The following is a 3416-nucleotide window of genomic DNA, read 5'->3' on the forward strand; positions in this document are numbered from 1 at the left end:
TGGCGTGGTTATAGAGGGGTCCGGCCCGAGCGCAAGTCGCTCCTGTCACGGGAGCCGCACGATTGATGGGACGAGGCGACGCGGCCAGGATGGCAGTGTGAACGCGCGTTTGAAGGACGTGATGGGTGAAGCCGAGACCAAGCTTGCGCCGGAGGCGCAGGAGCGGCTCGTGGAGATCATCGAGAGCTTCGTAGCGAGCTGGGGAACCGGCGGCAACTTCAGCGCCGATGAGATGGCCCGGCTGCGCGAGATCGACGCCGAGCCGTTCGAGGCGGCAGGCCCTGCCGAGGTCGGGGAGTTTTTCCGCCAGCGTGGCTGAAGTCGTCTTCTCGGCGCGTGCCCTCGCCAGCCTGCGCCGGGTCAGGACGTACCTCTTGCAGCGAAACCCCGCTGCGGCGACGCGGGTGATAGCCGAGATCGAGCGGGCATGCGCCCTGATCGGCGACTATCCGCAAATGGGCCCCGCCATTTCAGGAACCGGGCTGCGCCGGCATGTGACGCGGCACGATCGCTATCGGGCGATCTACCGCGTGGAGGGCGGCTCGTCGAGGTGCGGGATGTCATGCACCCGCGTCGCGACGGCTAGGGAGCCCTCCCCGGAGGGCTGGCGAGACTGAAGGTCAGGCGCGCTTGTAGCCCTTGAGCTTGAAGGCGAGCAGGATGAGGTCGATGCCGAAGATGATGGCGAAGGTCGCGATCATCCAGACCACCGCCAGCGCCGCCGAGGCGGGGCGGGTGAACATCAGGATGCCGAAGAGGATGGCGATGGCGCCGGAGAGGATGAGGAACCATTCGCCCTCGATCTCCTTGCGGAGCTGGATGGCGCCGACGATCGCCATGGCGCCGATGGCGATCGACCAGATGGCGATGAAGATGAGCAGGATGCCGGCGGTGAGGGCCGGGGCGAGGAAGGCGATGAGGCCGGCGGCGATGCCGAGCAGGCCGGTGATGGCGAGCCACCAGCGGCTGCCGGTCGACGCGCCGCTGCCGACGATGCCGGCCCAGAGCGAGAAGATGCCGTCGGCGAGCGTATAGGCGCCCCAGAGGAAGACGAGGGAGAGGCCGGCGACCGCCGGCATGAAGAGCGCGAGCAGGCCGAAGACCACCGCGGCGATGCCGCGGAGCAGCACCAGCCACCAGTATTCGGCCATGTGTCGCAGCAGCGGGCGGGAGGCGAGATCATCGAGCGCGTGGCTCATGGAGCTTTACCTTTTCGTCACAATCCCCTGAAGTCCATCCTATAGCGGACGGCCGGCGGTGGGAAGATGCGCGACGTGGTGGTGGAGCTCGCTGGCGTGTCCGGCATGTTCGAGGCGCCGCCCGGCGATCCGGAGGCACCCGGCTTCGCCTTCGCGAGCGGGGTCGAGCGGGTGCTGGCGGCGGCGGGGACGCTGACGGCGGCGGAGCGCCGGGCGGCGCGGCTGGTGGACCGCCTCATGGTCGGGGTCGCGATCAATATCGGCAAGGAGCCGCCGTTCTCGCTCGACGAGCGCGTGGCGCGCTATGCGGCGGTGCGGCGTGGCGACATCGGGCTGCGGCTGGCGGCGCTGCGGCGGGAGGGGCTGCAGACGCTGGCGCTCGCCGGCGGCTTCATCGTGGTCTGCGTCGTCGTCTGGGGCGCGATCGAGCTCCTGCTCGGAGAGGGGCTGCTGAAGGCGCTGGCGCGCGACGGGGTGGTGATCGCGGCGTGGGTCGCGCTGTGGCGGCCGCTCGACCTGCTGCTCTTCGACACCTGGCTGCTCGGGCGCGAGCGGCGCATCCTGGCGGCGGTGGCGGCGATGCCGGTGGTGGTCGAGGCGGCCGGCTGAGGCCTCAGGCGAGGCGCAGGCTGGCGGCGCCGGCGAGGATCAGGGCGGCGCAGGCGAGACGGACGGGGCCGATGCGCTCGCCGAGGACGAGGCCGGCGATCGCCATGCCGAAGAGGATCGAGGTCTCGCGCAGCGCCGCGACCATGGCGACCGGCGCGTGGGTCATCGCCCAGAGGGCGAGGCCGTAGGAGCCGAGGTTGCCGGCGCCGCCGACGAGGCCGAGCCGCCAGTCGCGGCGGAGGGCGGCGAGGAGCGTCCGGCGGCGGGCGAGGAGCGCCCAGGCGACGAGGGGCAGCGCGTTGAGCAGGAAGAGCCACATGGCGTAGGCGACGGGCGCGCCGGAGAGGCGGACGCCGGCGCCGTCGATCAGCGTGTAGCTCGCGATCACCGCGGCGTTGCCCACGGCGATGAGCGTGCCCTTGCGCGAGGCCCGGCCGCGCCAGGCGAGGGCCATGCCGAAGACGCCGCCGGAAATGAGCGCGATGCCGGCCCAGGCGGCGGGGGAGAGGTGCTCGCCGAGGAAGAGGACGCCGAAGCTGGCGACGAGGGCCGGGGCGAGGCCGCGCATCAGCGGATAGGCCTGGCTCATGTCGGTGGCCTTGTAGGCGCCGGCGACGAGGGCGAAGTAAAGGACCTGGACGACGGCGGAGGTGGCGATGAAGGGCCAGGCGGCGGGGGCGGGAAGGGGAAGGGCGGCGAGGAAGGGCAGGGCGATGAGGCCGGAGGCGGCGGCGACGAGGACGGTCGAGAGCAGCTTGTCGGCGCCGCCCTTGACGACGGCGTTCCAGGTGGCGTGCAGCGCCGCCCCGAGGAGGACGGCCGCGAAGACGGTGAGGGACATGGCGCTCCGGGCGCGGGGGGCGTGGCCTTCCGCCTCTACGGCAAGCCGGGGGGCGGCGCCAGCCGGCGCGCGCGGGGGCGCTCGCGATGGTTGAAGGCGGGCGGCGCGGCGCGGCATCCTCGGCCGGTGCGGGGCCTGGAGCGGGCATGGCGGCGGCGGGACGGGCAGGGCGGGCGGCGGAGTTCCTCGCGCTCTATCTCTGCGCGCCGCTGGCGATGGCGCTGGCGATGCCGCCGGACTGGCTCTGGCCGGTCTTCCTCGGGGTGACGCTGGCGGCGCTGGTGCTGCTGGCGCTGACGCCGGGCTTCGCCTGGCGCGAACTCGTGGCCGGCGGGGTGGACTGGGGGCAGCTGGCGCTGGTGGCGGTGCTGACGGCGACGGCGGCCGGGATCCTCGTCTGGCTGCTGGTGCCGGGGCAGGCCCTGGCGCTGCCGCGGCGGGCGCCGGGCTTCTGGCTGGCGCTGATGCTGCTCTATCCGCTCCTGTCGGCGCTGCCGCAGGAGCTGGTCTTCCGGGCGCTCTTCTTCCGCCGCTACGGGGTGCTCTTTCCCGGCGGGCTCGGCGTGGCGGTCAATGCGCTCGGCTTCGGACTCGCGCATCTCATGTTCTGGAACTGGGTCGCGGCGGTGCTGACGGTGGCGGGCGGGGTGATCTTCGCCCGGGGGTACCTCAGGCGAGGGTTCCTGCACGCGGTGCTGCTGCATGCGGTGGCGGGCGGGATCATCTTCACCAGCGGGCTCGGGATGTTCTTCTACCACGGCGCGGTG

General features: G+C 72.5%; 6 protein-coding genes. 4 read left to right on the top strand and 2 right to left on the bottom strand.

Translation table 11 applies throughout. The annotated features are described in order from the left end of the window. Window positions 1-121 precede the first annotated feature (121 nt). Together Q0112_RS12550 and Q0112_RS19470 are read left to right on the top strand one after the other, a co-directional pair. Window positions 122-319 (top strand): hypothetical protein, encoded by a 198-nt coding sequence (locus tag Q0112_RS12550; RefSeq protein WP_297975823.1) that lies wholly within the window; start codon window positions 122-124, stop codon window positions 317-319. Further along, on the top strand, window positions 228-617 hold the full coding sequence (locus tag Q0112_RS19470; protein WP_367278470.1) for a type II toxin-antitoxin system RelE/ParE family toxin: 390 nt from the start codon (window positions 228-230) through the stop codon (window positions 615-617). Before Q0112_RS12550 ends, Q0112_RS19470 begins: the two co-directional genes overlap by 92 nt. Window positions 618-620: 3 nt before the next feature. On the opposite strand, the gene Q0112_RS12555 is transcribed toward Q0112_RS19470, so the two are convergent. After that, entirely contained in the window at window positions 621-1199 is a 579-nt protein-coding gene (locus Q0112_RS12555; protein ID WP_297975824.1) for an HdeD family acid-resistance protein, read from the bottom strand. 66 nt (window positions 1200-1265) lie between these two features. Here Q0112_RS12555 and Q0112_RS12560 point away from each other — a divergent pair, with 66 nt between their 5' ends. Then, the gene (locus tag Q0112_RS12560; RefSeq protein ID WP_297975825.1) at window positions 1266-1808 is read left to right on the top strand and encodes a hypothetical protein; all 543 of its coding nucleotides are present in this window, start codon (window positions 1266-1268) and stop codon (window positions 1806-1808) included. A gap of 4 nt (window positions 1809-1812) precedes the next feature. Here the strand turns inward: Q0112_RS12560 and Q0112_RS12565 are convergent, their stop codons facing one another. Further along, entirely contained in the window at window positions 1813-2649 is an 837-nt protein-coding gene (locus Q0112_RS12565; RefSeq protein WP_297975826.1) for an SMR family transporter, read from the bottom strand. 146 nt (window positions 2650-2795) lie between these two features. Here Q0112_RS12565 and Q0112_RS12570 point away from each other — a divergent pair. Beyond that, window positions 2796-3416: CPBP family glutamic-type intramembrane protease (locus tag Q0112_RS12570; RefSeq protein ID WP_297975827.1), on the top strand; the 621-nt coding region annotated here is incomplete at its 3' end.

The organism is uncultured Amaricoccus sp., assembly GCF_937858865.1.
GTDB lineage: Bacteria > Pseudomonadota > Alphaproteobacteria > Rhodobacterales > Rhodobacteraceae > Amaricoccus.